A 23,301-nucleotide genomic window follows, 5' to 3' on the forward strand; every position below is an offset into this window, starting at 1 on the left:
AGCGACCGCGCCCAGCGGCCCCGCGCAGCGACCGCGCCCAGCGGCCCCGCGCAGCGGCCGGCCCGGCGACCCCCTGCCATCCGGCAGCCATCCCGCTGCGACCCGGTATCCGGGCGCACCCCTCGCCTCCTGCCGGGAGGATCCATGGCCAGCCAGCCGTGTGCCCCGTCACTTGCCACCCGGCCGAAAGCTGGGATATGTTACTCACGAGTAACATATCCGCGGCGCGAAGCCCGCGCCCTTTTGATCGCTGCCGATCACAAGTGAAGGAACAACATGTCCAAAGCTGCAATCGACATCAACAACCTCCCCTACGCCGATGGCGACTTCTTCGCTTTCGAACAGCTGCTCAGCGGCAAGGAGAAGGACCGGCTGGCGGAGGTGCGCGAGTTCCTGGCTCGTGAGGTGAAGCCGATCGCCGTGGACTGCTGGAACCGCGGCGAGTTCCCGATGGACCTGATCCCGAAGCTGGCCGAGATCGACCTGGTCAGCCCGGTCAAGCGCCAGGGCTACTCGAACCTCTTCGCCGGGATCCTGCATGCCGAGGCGACCCGTGCGGACACCTCGATCGCCACCTTCTTGGGCGTGCACGACGGGCTCTTCACCGGCTCGATCGAGGCGCTCGCCTCGCAGGAGCAGCAGGACGCCTGGCTGCCGGACATCTACTCCCTGAAGAAAATCGGCGCCTTCGGCCTGACCGAGCCGCTGGGCGGCTCCGACGTCGCCGGTGGCACGCGCACCACCGCCCGGCGCGAGGGTGACAGCTGGATCCTCAACGGAGCCAAGCGCTGGATCGGCAACGCCACCTTCTCCGACTGGGTGGTCATCTATGCCCGCGACCTCGCCGACAACCAGGTAAAGGGCTTCCTCGTGGACACTAAGACCGAGGGATACACTGCCACCAAGATCGAGAACAAGATCTCGCTGCGCACCGTCCAGAACGCCGGCATCACCCTCGAGAATGTCGTGGTGCCGGACTTCTTCAAGCTGGCCAACGCCAACAGCTTCCGGGACACCAACAAGGTCCTGAAGGTTACCCGCCTGTCCGTCGCGTGGCAGGCCGTCGGCCAGCAGCTCGCCGCGTTCGACGTCGCCCGCCGCTACGCCGTCGAGCGCAGCCAGTTCGGCCGCCCGATCGCCTCCTTCCAGCTGGTCCAGCACCAGCTCGTGCAGATTCTCGGCAACGTCGTCAGCTCGATGGGCATGATGGTCCGCCTGTCCCAGCTTGAGGACGCCGGCGAGGCCAAGGACGAGCAGTCGGCCCTGGCCAAGGCGTTCACCACGGCGCGGATGCGCGAAAGTGTCGCCATCGGCCGCAGCCTCCTCGGCGGCAACGGCATCGTCACGGACTACGAGATGGCCAAGATCTTCTCCGACGCCGAAGCGATCTACTCCTACGAGGGCACCCACGAGATCAACACTCTCGTCACCGGCCGGGCAATCACGGGGATCTCGGCCATCGTCTAATCGGTCCGCGGCCGGCCGTGCACGCCGGCCGTCCCGCGCAGCACCCTTGCGGCCCTTCATCCGGAGCCGCCCTGTCCCGAACCGGGATTCACGGGCGGCAGCAGGATGGAGGGCCGCAGGTCCATCACGAAGGCCAGCGGATTGAGGTAATCGTCGCCGCGCCGCACGCCCCAGTGGATGCAGGGCGTCCCGCCGCAGTGGCCGGGCAGCGCCCGTCCCAGCACCGACCCCTCCGCGACGGCGTCGCCGGGCCGCAGCGTGCTTTCGACGGGTTCGAAACTGCTCCGCAGGCCGTTGCCGTGGTCGATGGTGACCACCGGCCGGTCCACCACAAAGCCCACAAAGGCGACCGTGCCCGCCGCCGGCGAGGTCACCGGAGCGCCGTCGTACGCAGTCTGCAGGTCCACGCCGCGGTGGCCGCTGAGCCAGGGCCGGTCCGGCGGGTCGAAGACGCGCAGCACCGCGGGCCTGGGGGAGAGCGGCCAGCTCCAGCTCCCGGGCGGGGAAGCCGGCTGTCCTGTTGCCGGGGCCGGGACTAGCAGCAATGCTGCGAATAAGAGAGAAGCCTTCATGCTGCCAGCCTGCGGCGGCCGGCCCGGGCCCGGAAAGTCCCCTCGAAGGCTATGTGGATTTCCCGCCGGAGCCACACTCGGAGCCCCCTCCGCGGGCACCCCGAGACGGTCCATTCGGGCAGGTCTGCTGTAGTACACTTGGTGGAGCAGTTTGCTGTGCCCTCATGCCTTGTTCACTTTGGCTGGATCCGTTTTTGTTCCAGTCATTTGGAGCGGCAGCACATCTCATTCAGGAGTGCGGGAGCAGTGGCTGACTACGCGTATCCAGCCCTCCCTGTCCGAAGCCCGGCTTCCGGGTGCGGAGGACTGCGCCTCTTACGGTCCGGCCCCAGGGTCCGGATGAGGGGTGCGGTGGATGCCAGGAGGAACACCCGCCTGGGTGTTGCTAAATAACCGTCAACTATTGGCAGGGTAAGAGAGCCCAGGGCTTTCTCATGAATGACCTGCCGGAAGGAGCGTCGGCATGCCCGTCGTAACTATGCGCCAGCTGCTTGACAGCGGCGTCCACTTTGGACACCAGACCCGTCGTTGGAACCCGAAGATGAAGCGTTTCATCTTCACGGAGCGCAACGGCATCTACATCATTGACCTGCAGCAGTCGCTGTCCTACATCGACCGTGCCTACGAGTTCGTGAAGGCCACCGTTGCACACGGCGGCACCGTCCTCTTCGTCGGTACCAAGAAGCAGGCACAGGAAGCCATCGCCGAGCAGGCAACCCGCGTCGGCCAGCCGTACGTGAACCAGCGTTGGCTCGGCGGTATGCTGACCAACTTCCAGACGGTTTCCAAGCGCATCCAGCGCATGAAGGAACTCGAAGAGATCGACTTCGACGACGTCGCCGGTTCCGCCTACACGAAGAAGGAACTGCTGCTCCTTCGCCGCGAGCTGACCAAGCTGGAGACCAACCTCGGTGGTATCCGCAACCTGACCAAGGCGCCTTCGCTCCTCTGGGTTGTCGACACCAAGAAGGAACACCTCGCCGTTGACGAGGCCAAGAAGCTGAACATCCCGGTTGTGGCCATCCTGGACACCAACTGCGATCCGGACGAAGTCGACTTCCCGATCCCGGGCAACGACGACGCCATCCGCTCCGTAAACCTGCTGACCCGCGTTGTTGCCGACGCCGTTGCTGAGGGCCTGATCGCCCGCAACCAGCGCGCCACCGGCACCACGGAAGCTCCGGAAGAGCCGCTGGCCGAGTGGGAGCGCGAGCTCCTCGAAGGCAGCAAGGCCGAAGAGGCTGCCGCTCCGGCCGCCGCTGAAGCTGCTGCTCCGGAAGCCGCAGAGGCTGCCCCGGAGGCTCCCGCCGCCGAAGCTGCCCCGGCCGCTGACGCTGCCGAAGCTGCTCCGGCCGCCGACGAAGCCAAGTAGTCAGACAAGTAAATCTGGATCTCCCCGACCGCTGCAGGCAGCTGCCTGCTGCGCAAGGGGTACTGACAGGATGGCCGCTCACTCGGTGAGCAGCCGTCCTGTCAGTCCGTACACCACACAAAATTTCTAGACAGAGGGGTTCACATGGCGAACTACACTGCCGCTGATATCAAGGCTCTGCGCGAGCGCACCGGCGCCGGCATGATGGATGTCAAGAAGGCTCTTGACGAAGCCAACGGTGACGCCGAGAAGGCCATCGAAATCATCCGCATCAAGGGCCTCAAGGGCGCCACCAAGCGCGAAGGCCGCTCCACCGCAGAAGGCCTGGTTGCTGCCAAGGTCGACGGCGGCGTCGGCGTGATGATCGAGGTCAACTGCGAGACCGACTTCGTCGCCAAGGCTGACAAGTTCATCCAGCTCGCCGACAAGGTGCTCGCTGTCGCTGTTGAGTCCGGCGCTGCCGACCTCGACACCCTGCTGGCCACCGACGTCGACGGCAAGCCGCTCTCCGAGGTCGTCGTCGAAGAAGGCGCCATCCTGGGCGAGAAGGTTGTCGTCCGCCGCATTGCCCGCATCGAGGCCCCCACGGTCGACGCGTACCTGCACAAGACCTCCAAGGACCTCCCGGCCCAGGTCGGCGTGCTGTTCGCCGTTGACGGCGAAGGCGAAGCTGCTGCCACCGCCGCCCACGACGTCGCCGTGCACATCGCCGCGATGGCCCCGAACTACCTGACCCGCGAGGACGTTCCGTCGGAGCTGGTCGAGTCCGAGCGCCGCATCGCCGAGGAAACCGCCAAGGCCGAGGGCAAGCCCGAGGCTGCCATGACCAAGATTGTGGAAGGCCGCGTTACCGGCTTCTACAAGGGCGAGGTCCTCGTTGACCAGGCATTCGCCAAGGATGCCAAGAAGTCCGTCGCGCAGGTCCTCGAAGAGGCCGGCGTCAAGGCAACCGCTTTCACGCGCTTCCGCGTCGGTTCCTAAGTAAGTCACGCTGAGGGGGTGGTCACTGCGGTGGCCGCCCCTTTTGCATGCACCCGCTCACGCTGGCCCGGGGCGGAATGCAGCCTTTGGCCCCCGGCACGATAACCTTTTTCAGAGCTCACCAACGGGAAGGCACCATGGATACCGTCAACAATTCAGCCCAGCCAAAGAAGACCAGGCGCCGCGTGCTCCTGAAGCTGTCCGGCGAGGTCTTCGGCGGCGGCAAACTGGGCGTTGACCCGGACACGGTCCGCGGAGTCGCCAAGCAGATCGCGGCCGCCGTTCCCGACGTCGAGGTCGCAATCGTCGTCGGCGGCGGGAACTTCTTCCGCGGCGCCGAACTCTCGCAGAGCGGCATGGACCGCTCCCGCGCCGACTACATGGGCATGCTCGGCACCGTGATGAACTGCCTCGCCCTCCAGGACTTCCTGGAACAGGCCGGCGTGGAGACCCGCGTGCAGAGCGCCATCACCATGGGCCAGGTTGCCGAGGCGTACATTCCGCGCCGCGCCATCCGCCACATGGAGAAGGGCCGCGTCGTGATCTTCGGCGCCGGCGCCGGCCTGCCGTACTTCTCCACCGACACCGTCGCCGCGCAGCGCGCCATGGAGGTGCACGCCGACGTCGTCCTGATGGCCAAGAGCGGGGTCGACGGCGTCTACACCGCCGATCCGAAGAAGGACCCCTCAGCCGAGAAACTGCACCGGCTCAGCTACGACGAGGCCCTGCGCCGCGATATCCGGGTCATGGACCAGACGGCGATGACCATGTGCAAGGACAACAACCTGACCATGGTGGTGTTCGGCATGGAGGGCGAAGGCAACGTCACCCGGGCCATCCGCGGCGAGGACCTGGGCACCGTAGTCACCCCCTAGCTGCGGCTAGGATGTTTTTAGGACAGCTCCGCTCCCCGGGCAAAGGGGTGCGCACCAATTTCTGAGGAGAGAACGTGATCGAAGAAACCTTGCTCGAAGCCGGGGACAAGATGGACAAGGCGGTTGAGGTAGCCAAGGAAGACTTCGCCTCGATCCGCACCGGACGTGCCACCCCGGGCCTGTACAACAAGGTTCTGGTGGACTACTACGGTTCGCCGACGCCGCTGCAGCAGCTGGCCTCCTTCGCTGTCCCGGACGCCCGCACCATCCTCATCACCCCGTTCGACAAGACCGCCCTGCGGGACATCGAGCGGGCCCTGAGCGACTCCGAGGTGGGGGCCAACCCCTCCAACGATGGCAACGTCATCCGGATCACCATCCCGGAGCTGACCAAGGAACGCCGCAAGGAATACGTCAAGATCGTCAAGTCCAAGGGCGAGGACGCCAAGGTGTCCATCCGCAACATCCGCCGCAAGGCCAAGGAAACCCTGGACAAGCTGGTTAAGGACGGCGAAGCCGGCGAAGACGAGGGCACCCGCGGCGAGAAGGAACTCGACGCCCTGACCAAGGCCCACGTCGACGGCATCGACGAGCTGCTCAAGCGCAAGGAAGCCGAGCTGCTCGAGGTCTGATGGGGGACGAACAGCAGGCATCCGGACCTCGCGTCCGGGTGCGGGGGAGAGAGCGGAAGAATCCGACGCCCAAAGCCGGCAGGAACCTTCCTGCCGCCACGGCGGTAGGCCTTGCCATGCTCTTCGCCGTGCTGGGCGGCCTGCTGTTCCTGCCCCTGGCCTTCGTACTGATCGTCACCGCCTTTGCCGTTTTCGGCGTCTGGGAGGTGTTCCGCGCGCTGGAGGCCTCCGGCACCCGGCTGCCCATCATCCCGGCGATGACGGGCACCGTGGCGATGCCGCTCGCAGCCTACTTCGGCGGCCCCGAAAGTCTACTGTTCGCGCTGCTACTGAGCAGCGTCGCGGTGCTCCTGTGGCGCTCCCTGGAGGGGGCGGCCGGGTCCGCGCGCAGCATCTTCGCCGGCGTCTTCACGATGACATGGGTTCCGTTCCTGATCAGTTTCGCCGTGCTGCCGCTGCATGCCTCCGGCGGCGTCACCCCGATCGGACCCTGGCCCGGCGGTGTGGTGCCGATCGGGGCCTGGCAGATCGGCACCCTGCTGCTGCTGGTGGTCTCCAACGACACCTTCGGCTACCTCGTCGGCGCCTCGCTGGGCAAGCACCCGATGGCCCCCAAGATCAGTCCGAAGAAGTCCTGGGAAGGCTTCGGCGGGTCGATCGCGGGCGCCGTCCTGGTCGGCATCCTTGCCAGCGTCTACGTGCTGGGCGAACCCTGGTGGTTCGGCGCCGCCCTCGCCGTGGGCATGGTCGCCGCGGCGACCGCCGGCGACCTGGCCGAATCCATGGTCAAACGCGAACTCGGCATCAAGGACATGAGCAGCATCCTGCCCGGCCACGGGGGAGTCATGGACCGCCTTGACTCCATCGTTTTCGCCTCCCCGGTGGCATTCATGATCTTCTCCGCCGGCGCCGGCGGCTAAGGCGGCATCCCGCCTCCTCCCGGTGCCTAGAATGGTGCCGGGCAAACACGCCTGAAGTTGGCGCAACCAGAGCCGAACGGCATCGAAGGAAACATAGTTACAGTGGACATTCAACGGCAGATTCCGGCCTCCTTTGACCGCGTGCAGCGGAACCAGTACGGCTATAACGCCAAGCAGGTGGACCAGTTCCTGCAGCGCGCGCGGGTCTCGTTCGAAACACCCCAGGCCGCGGGACGGGCGGTCAAGAGCGCCGATGTCCGGGCCGTCTCCTTCGACCCGGTCAAGGGCGGCTACTCAGCCGCCGGGGTGGACGCGGCCCTGGACCGCCTCGAGGACGCCCTGGCCCGCCGGGAACGCGACGAACTGATCGGGGAGCGCGGCGAGGAAGCCTGGCTGCGTGAAATCGGCCGGCTCGCGGGCCTGCTCCGCGGCCGCCTGCACCGCCCCGACGGCCAGCGCTTCCGCCGCCCGGCCAAGGCCAAGGTGCGCAGTTACAACACCACCGACGTCGACGACCTTTGCCACGAGCTGATCGGCTACCTCGAGGAAGACCAGCCGCTCAGCGTGGACAACATCCGCCGCGCCGTCTTCCGTCCCGCCGTCGGACGCGAAGGCTACGAGGAAAGCCAGGTCGACGCTTTCCTGGACCGCGTCGTCGAACTGATGGCCGCGATCGACTGACGCCACCGGCCGACGCGTCACAGACTGGCGCGTCACCGTTCGGTGGCGAGCGGCCGTTCCGGGGTGTGCAGCCTTGTCATCAGCCGGGTGATGGTCCGCGGAACCCGGCCCTGGGTGGCCCGCGAGACGAGGACCATCACCGCGAACGCAGCCGGGACCGTCCACGCGGCCGGCTGCGCGAGCCACGGCGGCGTGCCGGCGGAGCCCAGCATGGCGCCGGCCAGCATGGCGCCGCCGCAGGACACCGCCCCGGTCAGCATTCCGGCGATCGCGCCGGCGTCTGTCAGCCCGCGCCACCAGATGCCCAGCAACAGCACGGGGCAGATGGTCGAGGCCGTGAAGGCAAAGACCAGCCCCACGCTCCCGGCCAGCGCCGTGGAGTCCGTCATGGTCGCGATCCCCAGCGGAACCACTGCCGAGATCAGCGCCGCGAGCCGGAACCCGCGCACGCTGCCGCCCAGGATGTCCTGGCTGATGACACCCGCCAGCGACACCACCAGCCCCGAGGTGGTGGACAGGAAGGCGGCGAAGGCGCCCGCCACCACCAGCGCGGAGAGCAGGTCGCCTGCCGTTCCGCCGATCATCCGGCCCGGCAGCAGCAGCACCAGGGCATCGGCCTGGCCGCTCTTGGCCAGACCCGGGGCGAACGTCCGCCCGATCAGGCCGTACGCCGTCGGGAACAGGTAGAAGACCGAGAGCAGGCCGAGCACAATCAAGGTCGTCCGGCGCGCCGACTGGCCGTCCGGGTTGGTGTAGAAGCGCACCAGCACGTGCGGCAGCCCCAGGGTCCCGAACAGCAGCGCCACCAGCAGCGAGATGTTCTGGTAGGGCCCGGCCGGGGCCATCGCGGTGGGGTTCACCGACGCCTCGGCGACCGCACGGGAGCCGTTGCCGGCCAGCACCAGCAGGATGAACAGCGCAGGGACGGCCAGCGCGGTCAGCTTCAGCCAGTACTGGAACGCCTGGACGAAGGTGATGGAGCGCATCCCGCCGGACACCACCGTCACGCACACGACGGCGACTACAGCCACCTGTCCCACCCAGGCCGGCAGCCCGGTGGTGATGCGGATGGCCAGCGCCGCGCCGTGGAGTTGCGGGACGATGTAAAGCCAGCCGACCACCACCACCACGAAGCTCGTGACCCGGCGGACCGCGCGGGAATCCAACCGGGCCTCGGTGAAGTCGGGAATCGTGTACGCGCCGGACCGGCGGAGCGGGGCGGCCACGAACAGCAGGAGCATCAGATAGCCGGCCGTGTACCCGACCGGGAACCACAAGGCATCGGTGCCGGAAAGCAGGATGAGTCCGGCGACGCCGAGGAAACTGGCGGCGGACAAGTACTCGCCGCCGATCGCCGAGGCGTTCCACCAGGGCCGCACCGTGCGGGAGGCGACGTAGAAATCCCCGGTGGTGCGCGAGACCCTGAGGCCGTAGAAACCAATGACGGCGGTGGCCAGCGAGACTGCCGCGAAGGCCGCGATGCCGACGACCGGGTTCACCCGCGCCTCACTTGTCCCCGGCCAGGTCGCGGTAGCGGGACTCGTTCCGCGCGGCCGTGCGGACGTACAGCCAGGCGCTGAGCCCGATCACCGGGTAGATCCCGGCGCCCAGCAGGACCCAGTCGAAGGGCAGCCCCGCGATCCGCAGCTCGGCCAGGCCAGGCACCAGCCCCAGTATCAGCGCGAAGGCGAGCAGGATGAGCAGGAAACCGGCGGCCACCACGATGCCAAGCCGGAGCTGGGAGCGGATTAGAGAGCGGACGAACACCTGCCCGGCGTCGGATTCCTCGGCGGCCTCGCGCGTGTCGGCGGCCGAGCGCCCGGCGGCGATGCTGCCTGACGCGGCGCTGCCTACCTTGAAGCTGCGCGGTGCGGTGACGCGGACCCGGGTCATGCCTGCGGCCGGATCCGGGTCGCCTCGAGTTTCTCCCGGACCGGCGGCAGGTGCCGGCGGCTGATCGGCAGTTCGGCCCCGGCGACGGTCACGCTGGGACGGGCCGCGGCCAGTTTCATGTGGCCGACGTGGTTCAGGGCGATCAGGTACGAGCGGTGGATACGCAGGAACCCGGCATCGGCCCACTGCTGCTCGAGGTCTGCCAGCGGCACCCGGATGAGGTAGCTGGCGTCCGCGGTGTGCAGCCTGGCGTAGTCGCCCTGCGCCTGGACGTAGGTGACGTCCTCGCGCCGGATCATCTTGGTGGTTCCACCCAGATCCACCGTGATCATCTCCGGCGCCGGTGCCCCCTCACGGATCAGCTCACTGATGCGGCCGATCGACCTGGCCAGCCGCTCGGCGCGGACCGGCTTGAGCAGGTAGTCGACGGCCGCCAGCTCGAACGCCTCCAGCGCGCAGTCCTCGTCGGCGGTGACGAAGACGACGGCGGGAGGCTTGGCGCTGCGGGCGATGACCCGGGCGATGTCCAGGCCGGAGAGGGCCGGCATATGGATGTCCAGGAACACGGCGTCGACCTCCTGGGACTCGAGGGCGCGCAGCGCCTCGGCGCCGGAGGAAGCACGGTGGATCGCCCCGATCCGCTCGTCCCGGCCCAGCAGGAAGGCCAACTCCTCGACAGCGGGCAGCTCGTCATCGGCGACGAGGACGTTAATCATGGTTCTAGGGTACTGCCGGGTACGGACTCAGGCGTCGTGCCGCGGCTGGGACTTGGGCACCCGCATGGTGATCAGGGTGCCCTCGCCCGGCGCCGTCTCGATCACCAGGCCGTTGTCCTCGCCGTACACCTGTCGCAGCCGGGCATCGACGTTGTGCAGGCCGACGTGTTCGCCGTCGCTGTGCCCGGCCAGGACGGCACGCAGTTTCTCCGGATCCATGCCGACGCCGTCGTCTTCGATGGTCACCTCGGCGAAGGCGCCCGAGTCGTTGGCCGTGATGCTGATGTGGCCCGGGCCCTCCTTGGCCTCCAGCCCGTGCCGGACCGCGTTCTCCACCAGCGGCTGCAGGCTCAGGAACGGGATGACGGTGCTGAGCACCTCGGGGGCGATCCGCAGGCTCACCTGCACCCGGTCGCCGAAGCGTGCGCGCTCCAGGAGCAGGTACCGGTCAATGCAGCGCAGTTCCTCGGCCAGCGTGGTGAAGTCGCCGTGCCGGCGGAAGGAATATCGGGTGAAATCCGCGAACTCCACCACCAGCTCGCGGGCGCGGACCGGGTCGGTGTTGATGAAGGACGCGATCGCGTTCAGCGAGTTGTAGATGAAGTGCGGGCTGATCTGGGCCCGGAGCGCACGGACCTCGGCCTCCATCAGCAGCGTCCGGGACGCGTCCAGCTCGGCCAGTTCCACCTGCGTCGCCACCCAGTCGGCCACCTCACTGGTGGCGCGCACCAGCCCCGCGCCGGCCGCCGGGGCGAAGGCCGCCACCACGCCCACCACCCGGGTGCTGGCCTTGATCGGGGCGATCACGACGGCGCGTTCCGTCCCGGGGGCCAGCGGCGCGGCGGCCTTGCCGTTGGCGAGCAGTTGCAGTTCGCCTGCCGGGATCACGGCGGTGTGGCCGCCTTCCAGTACCTTGGCGGCGAGGCCCATCAAGGCGGGCTTGAGCTCTTCGGCGGCACCGTCCCAGGCCAGCACCCCGGTCGTGTCGGTGATCGCCAGGGCATCGCAGCCCAGCAGGCTGCGCAGCTGGCGGCTCGCCTTGGCTGCGCCGGCCGGGTTCAGTCCGGTGCGCAGATACTGGCCGGCGCGGGACGCCGCGTGCAACGTCTTGTAGGTGGCGCGTTCCGCGTCGGTACCCAGCTCGCGGAAGGAGCGCAGGACCTTGAGCCCGACAGCCACGACGACGGCGATTGCCAAGGCGATCACGGCGATCGCCGCGGCGGTGAAGAGGGGAGAGTCCGGCATGCTGCCAGCGTAGCGTGGCGGCCCGCAGGCCGGGGGAGAACACCGGCGGAACGGCCGAAAGGCGCCGTTGGGCGCAGCATCGCGACCGTTGAGCGACGGGAAACACGGCGGTGCTGGAATGTAATACGCATCACGAGGCACAGTGATTGCAGTCACACAAGGCCGGAAGTCTGTTTCCCGGAGCCCGGGGTACCCGGGGGTGGCTCGCCAGTCTCAATGAGGAGGAACGATGGGTCACGAAGCCCAAGAAACGGACGCACCGGCGTTCGTGGACTTCAAGGAAGTCCAATCGACGGAGCAGTTTCAGGAACTGCGTAAACGTCACCGCAGCTTTGTCTTTCCGATGGCCATCGCATTCCTGCTGTGGTACTTCGCCTACGTCCTGCTGGCCGACTACGCGGTGGGCTTCATGTCCACCAAGGTCTGGGGCAACATCAACATCGGCCTGATCCTGGGCCTGCTGCAGTTCGTCTCCACGTTCGCCATCACCGGCTGGTACGTCAGCTACTCGAACCGGAAACTGGACCCGATCGCCGCCGATATCCGCCACGGAATCGAAGGCCACGAGTTCGACAAGCACGGCAACCGAGTGAGCGGAGAAACAAAATGACGTTTATGGTTCCCGCGGTCAACGTTGCGGATCTCAAGGACACCACCGCGCTGAACATGGGCATCTTCGCCCTGTTCGTCGCGATCACCATGGTCATCGTCGTCAGGGCGAGCCGAAACAATAAGACCGCGGCGGACTACTATGCCGCCGGCCGCTCCTTCACGGGCCCGCAAAACGGCACCGCGATCGCCGGCGACTACCTCTCTGCGGCTTCGTTCCTCGGTATCACCGGCGCCATCGCCATCAACGGCTATGACGGCTTCATGTACTCCATCGGTTTCCTCGTGGCGTGGCTCGTCGCGTTGCTCCTGGTGGCCGAACTGCTGCGCAACACCGGCAAGTTCACCATGGCCGACGTCCTTTCATTCCGGCTCAAGCAGCGCCCGGTCCGCATCGCCGCGGCCATCTCGACCTTGGCCGTTTGCTTCTTCTACCTGCTGGCCCAGATGGCGGGAGCCGGCAGCCTGATCTCGCTGCTGCTGGGCATCAGCGACTGGGGCGGCCAGGCGCTCGTGATCGTCGTCGTCGGCGCCCTGATGATCATGTATGTGCTGATCGGCGGGATGAAGGGCACCACCTGGGTCCAGATCATCAAGGCCATGCTGCTCATTGCCGGCGCGGCCGTCATGACCTTCTGGGTGCTGGCCATCTACGGCTTCAACCTCTCCGACCTGCTCGGCGGCGCGGTGGAAACCTCGAAGAACCCGAGCATCCTGAACCCGGGCCTGCAGTACGGCAAGACCGAGACCTCCAAGCTTGACTTCATGTCCCTTGGCCTGGCGCTCGTCCTCGGCACGGCGGCCCTGCCGCACGTCCTGATGCGCTTCTACACGGTTCCGACCGCCAAGGAAGCCCGCAAGTCCGTGGTGTGGTCCATCTGGCTGATCGGTATCTTCTACCTGTTCACGCTGGTCCTGGGCTATGGCGCAGCCGCGCTGGTGGGTGCCGACACGATCAAGGGGGCGCCGGGCGGCGTCAACTCGGCAGCGCCGCTGCTGGCCTTCCACCTGGGCGGACCCCTGCTGCTCGGATTCATCTCCGCGGTGGCGTTCGCCACGATCCTGGCCGTCGTCGCCGGCCTCACGATCACGGCGGCAGCGTCCTTCGCGCATGACATCTATGCCAGCGTCATCGCCAAGGGCAAGGCCGACGCCAATACCGAGGTCAAGGTTGCCCGTCGCACGGTCGTCGTGATCGGGTTGCTCGCCATCATCGGCGGAATTTTCGCCAACGGACAGAACGTCGCGTTCCTCGTAGCACTCGCCTTCGCGGTGGCGGCCTCGGCCAACCTGCCCACGATCGTGTACTCGCTGTTCTGGCGCCGGTTCACYACCCAGGGAGCCATCTGGAGCATGTACGGCGGGCTCGGCTCGGCCATCATCCTGATCGCGCTCTCCCCGGTGGTCTCCGGCGCCAAAACGTCGATGATCCCGGGGGCCAACTTCGCGATCTTCCCGTTGAGCAACCCCGGCATCGTCTCCATCCCGCTCGCCTTCCTGCTGGGTTGGCTGGGCACGGTCCTGGACAAGAAGCTCGAAGACACCACCAAGCAGGCCGAAATGGAGGTCCGCTCCCTGACCGGGGTGGGCGCCGAAAAGGCCACCAACCACTAAACGCCCGGCCGGGCCGCGGACCACAAGCAGGCGGCCCCGGCAGGCAACACCAATGACGAGGAGCCCCCGTGCAGTTGCACGGGGGCTCCTCTTTGCCTTGCGGTTGCCAGGCAGCCAGGTGAACGGCTCAGGCCTCCGCGGAGCCGCGTTCCAGCAGCGGCTGGATCCGGAAGGGAATCAGTTCACCCATGGCCAGGGCGGTATCGGTGCGCTCCACGCCGTCGCAGGCGAGGATCTTGCCGTTGATCCGGAAGAGGTCCTCGGCGTCGAGGGCGACCACCCGGAGCAGCAGGTCGGCGGAACCGGTGAGGCCGTAGCCTTCCAGGATTTCCGGGATGCCCGCCAGTTCCACCGCCAATTGGCCCAGTTTCTGCTGCTGGACGTGGACGGAGATGAACGCCATCAGGGGATAGCCCAGGGCGGCCGGGTTGATCCGGCGTTCGAAGGAGAGGAAGACGTGCTTTTTCTCCAGCTGGGCCATCCGGGCCTGCACCGTATTGCGCGACAAGCCCAGCTTCTGCGCCAGTGCCACCACGGTACGCCGGGGATCCCTCGCCATGGCCGAAAGTAGGCGGGTGTCGGTGCCATCCAAAGCTTGCATAATGCGCAAGGTTAGCACGGTCCCAAAGGGCCAGACAGGGCAGAATGCTCAATTTATTCGAGGGTGGTTGTACCCAATGGCAGTTGTGAGTAGGGTCACAATTATCCGGGGCAACGGCGCCCGGGTGGCCGTCGCGCGTAGGGATCACGAGTCCCGCGGGCAGGGTCAGACGACGTCAGAAGGTGCGGACAAACTGTGTTTACCGACGACGCGGGCAAGGGCGGCATTGCCGCCGGCGGCCCCGGGAACAGTGCAGAATCAAACAGGCGCTCGGGCGGCGATCTCGTCCAGCTCATCACCCCGGGAGGTGAGCGCGTAAGCCATCCGGAGTTCGACTCCTGGGTCCAGGACGTGAGCGACGAACAACTCACCTCGCTCTACGAGGACATGGTGGCCATCCGCCGGATCGACGCCGAGGCCACCGCCTTGCAGCGCCAGGGCGAGCTCGCCCTGTGGCCTCCGCTGCTGGGCCAGGAAGCATCCCAGATCGGCTCGGCACGTGCGCTCCGCGACGACGACTTCGTCTTCCCCAGCTACCGTGACAACGGCGTCGCCTATGTCCGCGGGGTCCAGCCGGCGGACATCGTGAAAGCCTGGCGCGGCAACGCCCTGGCCGGCTGGGATCCCTACACGGTGAACGTGGCGACGCAGCAAATCATCATCGGCGCCCAGTCGCTGCACGCCACCGGGTACGCCATGGGGATCCAGAACGACGGCGCTGATTCGGTGGCCGTGGCCTACTTCGGCGACGGCGCCACCAGCGAAGGCGACGTCAACGAGGCCATGGTCTTCGCGGCGAGCTTCCAGGCCCCCGTGGTCTTCTTCTGCCAGAACAACCACTGGGCCATCTCCGAGCCCGTAATGCTGCAATCCCACATCCAGATCGCGGACCGCGCCTCCGGCTTCGGCATCCCGAGCATGCGCGTCGACGGCAACGACGTGCTGGCCGTCATGGCCGCCACAAGGATCGCCATCGACCGTGCCCGCCGCGGCGGGGGACCCACCTTCATTGAGGCCGTCACCTACCGGATGGGACCGCACACGACGGCGGATGACCCCACCCGCTACCGGGACGCCAACGAGCTCGAGGACTGGGCCGCGAAGGACCCGATCGCCAGGCTGAAGACCCTGCTCGAGCGTAAGGGCCTGCTGACCGCCGAGCTGGAAACCGCCGTCGCCGCCAAAGCCGACGTCGTCGCCAAGGAACTGCGCTCCGGCACCATCAACATGCCGGAACCGGCGCCGCTGGACATCTTCAAGCACGTGTACAGCACGCCCAACTCCTCGCTGGAGCGCCAGCAGGACCACTACACCCGTTACCTGGCTTCCTTCGGCGATCCCGCAGAGGCCGCTTCCGAAGAAGGTGCACGCTGATGACGCAGATGACCTTTGCCCGAGCCATTAATTCGGGCCTGCGCAAGTCCCTCGAAAACGATCCCAAGGTGATCCTCATGGGCGAGGACATCGGCACCCTTGGCGGTGTCTTCCGCGTCACCGACGGCCTGCAGAAAGACTTCGGAAAGCACCGCGTGGTGGACACCCCGCTCGCCGAATCCGGCATCCTCGGCACCGCCGTCGGCCTCGCCTACCGCGGCTACCGCCCGGTGGTTGAAATCCAGTTCGACGGCTTCATCTACCCGGCGTTCGACCAGATTGTCAGCCAGGTTGCCAAGATGCACTACCGCACCCAGGGCGCGGTCAAGATGCCGATCACCATCCGCGTGCCCTTCGGCGGCGGCATCGGCTCACCGGAACACCATTCCGAGTCGCCCGAGGCCTACTTCACCCACACCTCGGGCCTGCGCGTGGTCAGCGTCTCCAACCCGCAGGACGCCCACACCATGATCCAGCAGGCCATCGCCTCTGACGATCCGGTGCTCTACTTCGAGCCCAAGCGCCGCTACCACGACAAGGGCGAAGTCGATGAGTCGCTCGACCTCGCCGCCGCCCTGTCCATGGAGAAGGCGCGCGTGGTCACCGAGGGCACCGACGTGACGCTGGTCGCCTACGGTCCGCTCGTGAAGACCGCCCGCGACGCCGCGCTCGCTGCCGCGGATGAAGGCGTCTCCGTCGAGGTGATCGACCTGCGCTCGCTGGCCCCGCTGGACTTCGCGACCCTGGAGGCCTCGGTCCGGAAGACCGGCCGGCTGGTCATCACGCACGAAGCCAGCCAGTCCGGCGGCCTCGGCGCCGAAGTGGCCGCCAGCATCACGGAACGCTGCTTCTACCACCTCGAAGCGGCGCCCGTCCGGGTGACCGGCTTCGATGTCCCGTACCCGTATTCAAAGCTTGAAATGCACCACCTGCCGGGCCTGGACAGGATCCTCGACGGCGTCGACCGGGCCCTGGGCCGCCCCAACTCCCTTAGCGGGCTGGAAGGATGACCGCCACCATGATCAAGGAATTCCGGCTTCCGGACCTCGGCGAAGGCCTGACGGAATCAGAAATCGTCGCGTGGAAGGTGGGCGTCGGGGACACCGTCACGCTTAACCAGATCATCGCCGAGGTGGAAACAGCCAAGGCCGTCGTCGAACTGCCCTCGCCGTTCGCCGGCGTCGTGACGGCGCTGCATGAGCAGCCGGGCACCGTGGTTGAGGTCGGCAAGCCGATCGTCTCCTTCGAGATCGAGGGCGACGACGGCGGCGGTGACTCCGGGGAAGCCCCCGCCAAGCGGGAACCGAACCTGGTCGGCTACGGCGCCGTGCTGGAAGGCTCCGGCCGTCCGGCCCGCCGCGCCCGCAGCTTCGCCGCCGCGGCAGCCCCGACGGCTCCTGTGGCAGCTCCCGCTGAAACCCCGGTTGCCGCGCCGGTCGTGGCAGCCGTGCAGACCGTGGCCGAACCCGCGCCGGTGGCAGACACCCATGGCGCTGACACCACTCCGGCAGAGCGTCCGCGCTCCACGCCGCCGGTGCGCAAGCTGGCCAAGGACCTCGGCGTCGACCTCGCAGCCATCACCGGCACGGGGGAGCGCGGGCTCATCACCCGCGATGACGTCCGGAACTTCGTTGGCGGCGGCGACCTTCCGGTGGCGCCCCAGGAACTCGCCGGCGGCCAGGCCGCTGCGCCGGCACCGGTACAGGGCGAGCGGGAAACCCGGACCCCGATCAAGGGCGTGCGGAAATTCACCGCCGCGGCCATGGTATCCAGCGCCTTCACGGCGCCGCACGTCACCGAGTTCCTGACCCTCGATGTCACGCCCACCATGGAACTGCTGGGCCGGCTCAAGGCCAGCCGCTCGTTCGCGGGCTACAAGCTGACACCGCTGACGCTGGTGTCCAAGGCTGTGCTGATCGCGCTGCGCAACCACCCGACGCTCAACGCCCGGTGGGACGAGGCCAACCAGGAGATCGTCCAGTTCAACTACGTCAACCTCGGCATCGCGGCCGCCACGCCGCGGGGGCTGACCGTGCCGAACATCAAGGACGCGGACCAGATGTCGCTGCTGCAGCTGTCTACCGCGCTTACGGAGCTGACTGAGACCGCCCGGGCCGGCAAAACGGCCCCGGCGGACCTCTCCGGCGGGACCATCTCCATCACGAACATCGGCGTCTTCGGCATCGACGCCGGCACGCCCATCCTCAACCCCGGCGAGGCCGCCATCCTGGCTCTCGGCGCGGTGCGGAAGATGCCGTGGGAGTACCAGGACGAGGTGGCGCTGCGCCAGGTCATGACGCTGAGCCTGTCCTTCGACCACCGGCTGGTCGACGGCGAACAGGGCTCCCGCTTCCTGCAGGACCTGGGCGCCATCCTGGCCGATCCCGGCATGGCGCTGGCGATGGTCTAGGCACTTCGGGGCCGGGCATCCACGCTATGGGTGCCCGGCCTTTTGCCGTCCGGGGGCACTTTGAGGGCAATGTTCGACGGCTGGCCCTGGTTGTCGGCGTGTCCGCGCCAATGTGCCCCGGAGTGCTGCGGGGTTGAGCCGCCAATGCTTCTGGCCGTGGGTGCCGGCAATAGCCTGTCCTGTTCGACGGGCCGCCTGTTTATTTCTCCCCAAGGAGTCGCTTGATCGCTTCAGCAAGCATTCCACGTATGGATGTGTCCTCGCCCAGATGAGACCGCTGGTCAAAGATCAGTCTTTCAAGTTGGTTCTCTTGCTGGTTCCGGGCCAACCAAACTATGCCCAGTTCCGTGATGACCTCTTCAGCGGCTTGGTCCGTGACCGGGTAGAAATCAAGCATCTCTTCTTCCGGAGTAGAGCTTGGTATGAAGGTCCAAGTCTCCAGAGCGTCCGGATAAACCAAAACCAGACGATCTGCCCACGTTCCTTGGGTAATTACTCCGACACGGCCGTCGTGCCCCCAGAAGCCTGGGTCGCGTAACGCTGCCACTCGCACCTTCTCCGCTTGGGGTTGATCTGCAACGAACAGTAAGTCATTGGGCCTCCCAGCCGCATCCCGCTGTGCCCGGCCGGTTGCCGTCCGGGGGCACTTTGAGGGCAATATTCGACGGCGGGCCCTGGTTTGTCGGCGTGTCCGCGCCAATGTGCCCCGGAGTGCTGCGGGGTTGAGCCGGGAAGAGGCCAGCCCTCAGCCGAGCGGGCGCGGTGTGGCCGGCGCCGTCAAGGCGGCCAGGGCCATGCTTTCCAGCAGCGGCCGGGCCCGTTTGAGGGCCATCCGGCGCCCGTGGTTGCGTACCGAGTGCGGCGTGGAGTTGATCAGGCCGAAGGTGGCGTGCGCGCGCATTCGCAGCTCGGCCGGATCGGTGTCCGGATGCAACCCGGCCAGGACGTCCACCCAGAGCTCCACATAGTTGCGCTGCAGTGTGCGGACCTCGGCCTCGTCATCGTCGTCGAGGTTGCTGAAGTCCTGGTCCTGGACCCGGATGACGTCCGGGTTGCTGAGCGCGAAGTCCACGTGGAATTCGACCAGCCCGGCGAGGGCCGCGGCGGCACCCTCGGATCCGGCCACCACACTGCGGCCGCCCTCCAGCAGGTCCTGGCTGACACTGAGCAGCAGGGCCCCGAGGACCGCCTGCTTGCCGGCGAAGTGGCGGTACACGGCGGGCCCGCTGACCCCGGCGGCGGCGCCCAGGTCCTCCAAGGAAACGCGGTTGAAGCCGTCCGCTGCGAAGAGGGCGGCCGCCGCAGTGAGCAGCGCCTTCCGGCGGTTCTCCTTGGCCTGGCTTCGCTGGGTTGTCTGGCTGGACTCGGTCACCGGCGTCCCTCTCGACTGTCCTGTGTTGAGACTATCCTGTGTTGGACATCACAGTTAATAGAGACTAACCTAAATCTCAGTTATGCGTTACTAACCGAAATGGCCGGGACGCCCCGCGGGGGCGGGCACCGCACGGCCGGGGACGGAAAGCAGTCAATGGAGACAATCGCCAGCCAGCTGGACGCGGGCAGCCCGGGCTACGCCGCGAACCGCGAGGCGCAGCTCGGCCTGGCCCGGGAGCTGAAGGACCGCCTCGCCGCCGTCGCGCTGGGCGGGCCGGAGAAGTCCCGGCAACGGCACGTGGCACGCGGCAAGCTGCTCCCGCGGGAACGGATCGACCGGCTGCTCGACGACGGCAGCCCCTTCCTGGAGATCGCCCCGCTGGCGGCCGAGGGCATGTACAACGGCGACTCGCCGGGCGCCGGGGTGATTGCCGGGATCGGCCTGGTCCACGGCCGCCAGGTCCTGGTCATCTCCAACGACGCCACCGTCAAGGGCGGCACCTACTATCCGATGACGGTGAAGAAGCACCTCCGGGCGCAGGAAATCGCGCTGGAGAACCGGCTGCCCTGCATCTACCTCGTGGACTCCGGCGGCGCCTTCCTGCCAAAGCAGGACGAGGTCTTCCCGGACAAGGAGCACTTCGGCCGGATCTTCTTCAACCAGGCCAAGATGTCCGCAGCCAAGATCCCGCAGATCGCCTCGGTGATGGGCTCCTGCACCGCCGGCGGCGCCTACGTTCCCGCGATGAGCGACGAGACCGTGATCGTCCGCAACCAGGGCACCATCTTCCTCGGCGGCCCGCCGCTGGTGAAGGCCGCGATCGGCGAGATCGTCACGGCCGAGGAGCTTGGCGGCGGCGAGGTGCACTCCAAGATCTCCGGCGTCACCGACCACCTCGCCGAAAACGATGAACACGCCCTGCAGATTGTCCGGGACATCGTCTCCACCCTGCCGAAGCCGGCGGCCCCCGTCTGGGACGTGGACGCCGTCGTCGAACCGCAGGCGGACCCGGACGAGCTGTACGGCGCGGTGCCCACCGACGTCAACGCGCAGTACGACGTCCGCGAGGTTATCGCCCGGCTGGTGGACGGCAGCCGCTTCCACGAATTCAAGAAGAACTACGGCACCACCCTGGTCACCGGCTTCGCGAAGCTGCACGGCCACCCCGTGGGCATCGTGGCGAACAACGGCGTGCTCTTCAGCGAGTCCTCGCTCAAGGGCGCGCACTTCATCGAACTCTGCGACCAGCGCTGCATCCCGCTGATCTTCCTGCAGAACCTCTCCGGCTTCATGGTCGGCAAGGACTACGAGCAGGGCGGCATCGCCAAGAACGGCGCCAAGATGGTCACCGCCGTCGCCACCGCCCGGGTTCCCAAACTCACGGTGGTGATCGGCGGGTCCTTCGGCGCCGGCAACTACTCGATGTGCGGCCGCGCCTACTCGCCGCGCTTCCTCTGGATGTGGCCGGCTTCCCGGATCTCGGTGATGGGCGGCAACCAGGCCTCCAGCGTGCTCGCCACCGTCAAGCGGGACCAGTACGAGGCCCGCGGCGAGGAATGGTCCGCCGCGGACGAGGAAGCCTTCAAGGCCCCCATCAAGGCCCAGTACGAGGACCAGGGCAGCCCGTACTACTCCACTGCCCGCCTCTGGGACGACGGCGTGATCGACCCCGCGGACACCCGCACCGTCCTGGGACTGGCGCTCGACGTCGTCTCCCGCACCCCGCTGCCGGAGACCTCCTTCGGCCTGTTCCGGATGTGAGCCAGCAATGACTACTTCTTCGCCGACTACTCCTCTTCCAGCACCCCGGAAGCCGCTCTTCGGCACCGTCCTCGTCGCCAACCGCGGCGAGATCGCCTGTCGCGTGATCCGCACCCTCCGGGCCCTCGGCATCCGTTCCGTGGCGGTCTATTCCGACGCCGACGCCGACGCCCGCCACGTGCGCGAGGCGGACGTCGCCGTCCGGATCGGCCCTGCGGCCGCCACCGAAAGCTACCTCAAGATCGAGGCCATCATCCAGGCCTGCCGGGACACCGGCGCCGACGCCGTGCACCCCGGCTACGGCTTCCTGAGCGAGAACGTCGACTTTGCCCGCGCCCTGGAAAAAGCCGGGATCACGTTCATTGGGCCCGGCGTCGAATCCCTGAACGTCATGGGAGACAAGATCCGTTCCAAGAACCACGTCACCGGCTACGGCGTCCCCGTGGTTCCGGGCATCGCCGAACCCGGCATGAGCGACGCGCAGCTGATCGAGGCGGCGGCCGGCGTCGGCTTCCCGCTGCTGATCAAGCCCTCCGCCGGCGGCGGCGGGAAGGGGATGCACGTCGTCGAACGGCCTGAGGACCTGGAAGCCACGCTGGCCACCGCCCGCCGGGTGGCGGCAAGCGCCTTCGGCGACGACACCCTGTTCCTGGAACGGCTCGTCACCACGCCGCGCCACATCGAGGTCCAGGTGCTGGCGGACAACCACGGCAACGTCATCCACCTCGGCGAGCGTGAGTGCTCCCTGCAGCGCCGGCACCAGAAGGTCATCGAGGAGGCACCCTCGCCGCTGCTCGAAACCCTGCCCGACGGGGCGGACATCCGTGCCCGGATTGGCGAGGCCGCCTGCCAGGCCGCACGCAGCGTCAGCTACAGCGGCGCCGGCACCGTGGAGTTCCTCGTCTCGGACAACGCCCCGGACGAGTTCTTCTTTATGGAGATGAACACCCGGCTGCAGGTCGAACACCCGGTCACCGAGATGGTCACCGGCGTGGACCTGGTCGAATGGCAGGTGCGGATCGCCGCCGGGGAGGAACTCACCCTCCGCCAGGACGACGTCGTGCTGACCGGACACTCGGTGGAGGCCCGGGTATACGCCGAGATACCGGAGAAGAACTTCCTTCCATCCATCGGACGCGTCGTGCTGCTGGACGAAGAGCCGGATGCCGCAGCGGGCCGCGTCCGAGTCGACTCGGCCCTGCTGGAGGGCCTCCAGATCTCCAGCAGCTACGACCCGATGATTTCCAAGGTCATCGCCTGGGGCGGGGACCGGGCGGAGGCCCTGGACACCCTGGACCGGGCGCTCGCCGGGTACACCGCCCTGGGCATTGACACCAACGTCGAGTACCTGCGGCTGCTGATCAATGACGCCGATGTCCGCGCCGGACGCCTCGACACCGGCCTGATCGAACGCAAGATGCCCGAGTTCACGTTCCGGCATGCGGGCGACTTCGAGGTGGCCGCTGCCGCCGTCTTCGCCGCGGCGATGCGGGAACCCGATTCAGTTGACGCCGGGGAAGGACCTTGGCACCGCCGTGACGGCTGGAGGCTCGGTGTAGCTGCCCCGCGCCGGATCAGTCTCGGAACGCCCGACGGCGGAATCGCCACCGTTGAGGTGTCCGGCTCGCTAGGGCGGGGGACTGCGACGGTCAGCGTCAATGGCGGCCCGCAACGCACAGCATCGTTGGGTTTCGCCGGGCGCAACCAGGCAGAGGTGACCCTCGGCGGGGAAGCCCGACGGTTTTCCCTTGCACAGGTGTCCACGGGCCCCCACCACCCGGGGCCGGACAGCCCTGCGCCCACCGACATATTCCTCGGCAACGACGGCTGGTCCTGCCGCCTCGAGGTGCTGAGCCGCGAGGCCCGGCTCGCCCGGGTGCTGGCCGCCGTCGAACGCGAGGAAGGCGCCGCCGACCCGGCGGTGCGCTCGCCGATGCCCGGCACCGTGGTGTCCGTCTCGGTCAGCAACGGCGAGACCGTGACAGCCGGCCAGGTCCTGCTCTCGGTGGAGGCCATGAAGATGGAGCACCAGCTGGTGGCGCCGCTGGACGGCACCGTCCACATCAGCGCCGGCACCGGAGACCTCGTCAAGGCGGACCAGGTGCTGGCCACCATCCACCCCGCCGAGCCGTCGAAAGCCGAAGACACGATCGAAGAAGCCGTCATCGCGATGGGCGCGGCGGATTAGCCCCGCACGCTCACC

22 protein-coding genes are annotated in these 23,301 nt (G+C 67.5%); 14 read left to right on the forward strand and 8 right to left on the reverse strand.

Features of this window, described 5'->3' with window-relative positions; translation table 11 throughout:
• Positions 1-276: 276 nt before the first annotated feature.
• Complete coding sequence (locus AC1DGE_RS12225; protein WP_476893529.1) at positions 277-1,467, forward strand: acyl-CoA dehydrogenase family protein; 1,191 nt, start codon at positions 277-279, stop codon at positions 1,465-1,467.
• A 56-nt stretch (positions 1,468-1,523) separates the two neighbouring features.
• Here the strand turns inward: AC1DGE_RS12225 and AC1DGE_RS12230 are convergent, their stop codons facing one another.
• Positions 1,524-2,039, reverse strand: coding sequence for a murein hydrolase activator EnvC family protein (locus AC1DGE_RS12230; protein WP_476917524.1), 516 nt, complete (start codon positions 2,037-2,039; stop codon positions 1,524-1,526).
• A 463-nt stretch (positions 2,040-2,502) separates the two neighbouring features.
• On the opposite strand from AC1DGE_RS12230, the gene rpsB reads away from it, so the two are divergent.
• From rpsB to AC1DGE_RS12260, 6 genes are all read left to right on the forward strand, one after another.
• Positions 2,503-3,411: a 30S ribosomal protein S2 gene (gene rpsB / locus AC1DGE_RS12235; RefSeq protein WP_476893531.1), complete on the forward strand. Its 909-nt coding sequence runs from the start codon at positions 2,503-2,505 to the stop codon at positions 3,409-3,411.
• Between the two features lie 144 nt (positions 3,412-3,555).
• Positions 3,556-4,392 (forward strand): translation elongation factor Ts, encoded by an 837-nt coding sequence (gene tsf, locus AC1DGE_RS12240; protein WP_441419319.1) that lies wholly within the window; start codon positions 3,556-3,558, stop codon positions 4,390-4,392.
• A gap of 137 nt (positions 4,393-4,529) precedes the next feature.
• Positions 4,530-5,267 (forward strand): UMP kinase, encoded by a 738-nt coding sequence (gene pyrH / locus AC1DGE_RS12245; RefSeq protein WP_146335261.1) that lies wholly within the window; start codon positions 4,530-4,532, stop codon positions 5,265-5,267.
• A 74-nt stretch (positions 5,268-5,341) separates the two neighbouring features.
• On the forward strand, positions 5,342-5,899 hold the full coding sequence (gene frr / locus AC1DGE_RS12250; protein ID WP_138769830.1) for a ribosome recycling factor: 558 nt from the start codon (positions 5,342-5,344) through the stop codon (positions 5,897-5,899).
• Positions 5,899-6,819 carry a phosphatidate cytidylyltransferase gene (locus AC1DGE_RS12255; protein ID WP_476893532.1) on the forward strand — a complete coding sequence of 307 codons (921 nt, stop codon included), beginning with the start codon at positions 5,899-5,901 and terminating at the stop codon, positions 6,817-6,819. The genes frr and AC1DGE_RS12255 overlap by 1 nt, the downstream gene beginning before the upstream one ends.
• A gap of 102 nt (positions 6,820-6,921) precedes the next feature.
• A complete protein-coding gene (locus AC1DGE_RS12260) occupies positions 6,922-7,500 on the forward strand; it encodes a DivIVA domain-containing protein (RefSeq protein WP_441419321.1) in 579 nt (192 codons plus the stop codon).
• A 32-nt stretch (positions 7,501-7,532) separates the two neighbouring features.
• Here AC1DGE_RS12260 and AC1DGE_RS12265 read toward each other — a convergent pair whose 3' ends face one another.
• Genes AC1DGE_RS12265 through AC1DGE_RS12280 form a run of 4 tightly spaced genes read right to left on the reverse strand, consistent with a single transcriptional unit; the run spans position 7,533 to position 11,354 of the window.
• Positions 7,533-8,999: a sodium/solute symporter gene (locus AC1DGE_RS12265; RefSeq protein WP_441419322.1), complete on the reverse strand. Its 1,467-nt coding sequence runs from the start codon at positions 8,997-8,999 to the stop codon at positions 7,533-7,535.
• A gap of 7 nt (positions 9,000-9,006) precedes the next feature.
• Entirely contained in the window at positions 9,007-9,393 is a 387-nt protein-coding gene (locus tag AC1DGE_RS12270; protein ID WP_441419323.1) for a hypothetical protein, read from the reverse strand.
• Positions 9,390-10,109 (reverse strand): LytR/AlgR family response regulator transcription factor, encoded by a 720-nt coding sequence (locus tag AC1DGE_RS12275; RefSeq protein WP_175323149.1) that lies wholly within the window; start codon positions 10,107-10,109, stop codon positions 9,390-9,392. Before AC1DGE_RS12275 ends, AC1DGE_RS12270 begins: the two co-directional genes overlap by 4 nt.
• Before the next feature lie 27 nt (positions 10,110-10,136).
• Entirely contained in the window at positions 10,137-11,354 is a 1,218-nt protein-coding gene (locus tag AC1DGE_RS12280; RefSeq protein WP_441419324.1) for a sensor histidine kinase, read from the reverse strand.
• Between the two features lie 229 nt (positions 11,355-11,583).
• Here AC1DGE_RS12280 and AC1DGE_RS12285 point away from each other — a divergent pair, with 229 nt between their 5' ends.
• Both AC1DGE_RS12285 and AC1DGE_RS12290 read left to right on the forward strand, forming a co-directional pair.
• Positions 11,584-11,964 carry a DUF485 domain-containing protein gene (locus AC1DGE_RS12285; RefSeq protein ID WP_441419325.1) on the forward strand — a complete coding sequence of 127 codons (381 nt, stop codon included), beginning with the start codon at positions 11,584-11,586 and terminating at the stop codon, positions 11,962-11,964.
• The gene (locus tag AC1DGE_RS12290; RefSeq protein ID WP_441419326.1) at positions 11,961-13,577 is read left to right on the forward strand and encodes a solute symporter family protein; all 1,617 of its coding nucleotides are present in this window, start codon (positions 11,961-11,963) and stop codon (positions 13,575-13,577) included. Before AC1DGE_RS12285 ends, AC1DGE_RS12290 begins: the two co-directional genes overlap by 4 nt.
• Before the next feature lie 127 nt (positions 13,578-13,704).
• Here AC1DGE_RS12290 and AC1DGE_RS12295 read toward each other — a convergent pair whose 3' ends face one another.
• Complete coding sequence (locus tag AC1DGE_RS12295) at positions 13,705-14,178, reverse strand: Lrp/AsnC family transcriptional regulator (RefSeq protein ID WP_441419327.1); 474 nt, start codon at positions 14,176-14,178, stop codon at positions 13,705-13,707.
• A gap of 195 nt (positions 14,179-14,373) precedes the next feature.
• Between AC1DGE_RS12295 and pdhA the strand changes: the two genes are divergently transcribed.
• From pdhA to AC1DGE_RS12310, 3 genes are read left to right on the forward strand one after another with little or no spacing between them, the layout of a single operon-like run.
• Positions 14,374-15,552 (forward strand): pyruvate dehydrogenase (acetyl-transferring) E1 component subunit alpha, encoded by a 1,179-nt coding sequence (pdhA, locus tag AC1DGE_RS12300; RefSeq protein ID WP_476917525.1) that lies wholly within the window; start codon positions 14,374-14,376, stop codon positions 15,550-15,552.
• Entirely contained in the window at positions 15,552-16,562 is a 1,011-nt protein-coding gene (locus tag AC1DGE_RS12305; protein WP_441419329.1) for an alpha-ketoacid dehydrogenase subunit beta, read from the forward strand. The genes pdhA and AC1DGE_RS12305 overlap by 1 nt, the downstream gene beginning before the upstream one ends.
• Positions 16,559-17,962: a dihydrolipoamide acetyltransferase family protein gene (locus tag AC1DGE_RS12310; protein ID WP_476893534.1), complete on the forward strand. Its 1,404-nt coding sequence runs from the start codon at positions 16,559-16,561 to the stop codon at positions 17,960-17,962. The genes AC1DGE_RS12305 and AC1DGE_RS12310 overlap by 4 nt, the downstream gene beginning before the upstream one ends.
• A gap of 199 nt (positions 17,963-18,161) precedes the next feature.
• Here the strand turns inward: AC1DGE_RS12310 and AC1DGE_RS12315 are convergent, their stop codons facing one another.
• Together AC1DGE_RS12315 and AC1DGE_RS12320 are read right to left on the reverse strand one after the other, a co-directional pair.
• Positions 18,162-18,509 (reverse strand): hypothetical protein, encoded by a 348-nt coding sequence (locus AC1DGE_RS12315; RefSeq protein WP_476917526.1) that lies wholly within the window; start codon positions 18,507-18,509, stop codon positions 18,162-18,164.
• Between the two features lie 198 nt (positions 18,510-18,707).
• Complete coding sequence (locus AC1DGE_RS12320; protein ID WP_441419331.1) at positions 18,708-19,334, reverse strand: SACE_7040 family transcriptional regulator; 627 nt, start codon at positions 19,332-19,334, stop codon at positions 18,708-18,710.
• A 156-nt stretch (positions 19,335-19,490) separates the two neighbouring features.
• Here AC1DGE_RS12320 and AC1DGE_RS12325 point away from each other — a divergent pair, with 156 nt between their 5' ends.
• Both AC1DGE_RS12325 and AC1DGE_RS12330 read left to right on the forward strand, forming a co-directional pair.
• Positions 19,491-21,098, forward strand: coding sequence for a carboxyl transferase domain-containing protein (locus AC1DGE_RS12325; protein WP_476917527.1), 1,608 nt, complete (start codon positions 19,491-19,493; stop codon positions 21,096-21,098).
• Positions 21,099-21,105: 7 nt separating this feature from the next.
• Positions 21,106-23,286, forward strand: a complete 2,181-nt coding sequence (locus tag AC1DGE_RS12330; protein ID WP_476917528.1) for an acetyl/propionyl/methylcrotonyl-CoA carboxylase subunit alpha — start codon at positions 21,106-21,108, stop codon at positions 23,284-23,286.
• The last annotated feature ends 15 nt before the right edge of the window (positions 23,287-23,301 follow it).

Source organism: Arthrobacter sp. 05N425, assembly GCF_056397125.1.

Coding starts and splice junctions, on each gene's coding strand:
- AC1DGE_RS12225 (WP_476893529.1), top strand. CDS start 277: ATGTCCAAAGCTGCAATCGACATCAACAACCTCCCCTACGCCGATGGC.
- AC1DGE_RS12230 (WP_476917524.1), bottom strand. CDS start 2,039: ATGAAGGCTTCTCTCTTATTCGCAGCATTGCTGCTAGTCCCGGCCCCG.
- rpsB (WP_476893531.1), top strand. CDS start 2,503: ATGCCCGTCGTAACTATGCGCCAGCTGCTTGACAGCGGCGTCCACTTT.
- tsf (WP_441419319.1), top strand. CDS start 3,556: ATGGCGAACTACACTGCCGCTGATATCAAGGCTCTGCGCGAGCGCACC.
- pyrH (WP_146335261.1), top strand. CDS start 4,530: ATGGATACCGTCAACAATTCAGCCCAGCCAAAGAAGACCAGGCGCCGC.
- AC1DGE_RS12255 (WP_476893532.1), top strand. CDS start 5,899: ATGGGGGACGAACAGCAGGCATCCGGACCTCGCGTCCGGGTGCGGGGG.
- AC1DGE_RS12270 (WP_441419323.1), bottom strand. CDS start 9,393: ATGACCCGGGTCCGCGTCACCGCACCGCGCAGCTTCAAGGTAGGCAGC.
- AC1DGE_RS12275 (WP_175323149.1), bottom strand. CDS start 10,109: ATGATTAACGTCCTCGTCGCCGATGACGAGCTGCCCGCTGTCGAGGAG.
- AC1DGE_RS12280 (WP_441419324.1), bottom strand. CDS start 11,354: ATGCCGGACTCTCCCCTCTTCACCGCCGCGGCGATCGCCGTGATCGCC.
- AC1DGE_RS12285 (WP_441419325.1), top strand. CDS start 11,584: ATGGGTCACGAAGCCCAAGAAACGGACGCACCGGCGTTCGTGGACTTC.
- AC1DGE_RS12295 (WP_441419327.1), bottom strand. CDS start 14,178: ATGCAAGCTTTGGATGGCACCGACACCCGCCTACTTTCGGCCATGGCG.
- AC1DGE_RS12305 (WP_441419329.1), top strand. CDS start 15,552: ATGACGCAGATGACCTTTGCCCGAGCCATTAATTCGGGCCTGCGCAAG.
- AC1DGE_RS12310 (WP_476893534.1), top strand. CDS start 16,559: ATGACCGCCACCATGATCAAGGAATTCCGGCTTCCGGACCTCGGCGAA.
- AC1DGE_RS12325 (WP_476917527.1), top strand. CDS start 19,491: ATGGAGACAATCGCCAGCCAGCTGGACGCGGGCAGCCCGGGCTACGCC.
- AC1DGE_RS12330 (WP_476917528.1), top strand. CDS start 21,106: ATGACTACTTCTTCGCCGACTACTCCTCTTCCAGCACCCCGGAAGCCG.